The sequence below is a fragment of the Yinghuangia sp. YIM S10712 genome, from assembly GCF_051388935.1.
Lineage (GTDB): Bacteria > Actinomycetota > Actinomycetes > Streptomycetales > Streptomycetaceae > Yinghuangia.
This window is the reverse complement of the sequence record NZ_JBPKBI010000075.1, coordinates 1-849: the sequence shown is the minus strand read 5'-3', so window position 1 is coordinate 849 and position 849 is coordinate 1. Positions and strand designations below refer to the sequence as shown.

Annotated in this window: 1 protein-coding gene; it reads left to right on the top strand. The window is 68.0% G+C overall.

All coding sequences use genetic code 11. From position 1 onward, the window contains the following. Positions 1–848 (top strand): TauD/TfdA dioxygenase family protein (locus ACRX5W_RS33260; RefSeq protein ID WP_436792126.1); only part of this gene is annotated, 848 nt, incomplete at its 5' end. Position 849 lies beyond the last annotated feature (1 nt).

Here is an 849-nt window from a genome sequence, read left to right as displayed (position 1 = left end):
GGGAGGAAGTCATGTCGATCACGGTCACCGCGGTGACGCCGAACATCGGCGCCCGGATCACCGGAATCACCGGCCCGGAACTGGTGGACCCGAAGGCGGCCCAGGAATGCCAGGCCGCGCTGGACCGGCACGGCGTCGTCGTGTTCCCCCGGATCAACATCACCGACGCCGACCTGGTCGCGTTCAGCCGCCTGCTCGGCGACGTCGTCGTACCCAAGGTCAACGACCCCGGCGAACACCCCGAGATCGCCACGATCACCCTCGACCCCGCCAAAAGCGTCCTGGCCGGCTACCGACGCGGAAACTTCCTGTGGCACATCGACGGCGCCACCGACGAACTCCCCCAAAAACAAACCCTGCTCACCGCCCGCGAAGTCGACCCCGCAGGCGGCGACACCGAGTTCGCCAACACCTACACCGCCTACGAAGCACTCCCCGACACCGAGAAGACCGAAATCGCCGACCTCAAGGTCGTCCACAGCTTCGCCGCCGCCCAACGCATCGCCTACCCCGACGCCACCGACAAGCAACGCGCCCAGTGGGACACCGTCCCCACCCGCGTCCACCCACTCGTGTGGACCCGCCGCAACGGACGCAAATCCCTCCTCGTCGGCGCCACCGCCGACACCGTCGTCGGATGGCCCGAAAACCGCAGCCGCGAACTCCTCGACCACCTCCTCGCCTGGTCCACCCGCCCCGACTTCACCTACCGCCACCAATGGACCCGCGGCGACCTGGTCATGTGGGACAACACCGGCATGCTCCACCGCGCCCTCCCCTTCGAACCCACCTCCATCCGCCTCATGCACCGCACCACACTCGCCGGCCAAGAACTCGTCAGCGCCTGAG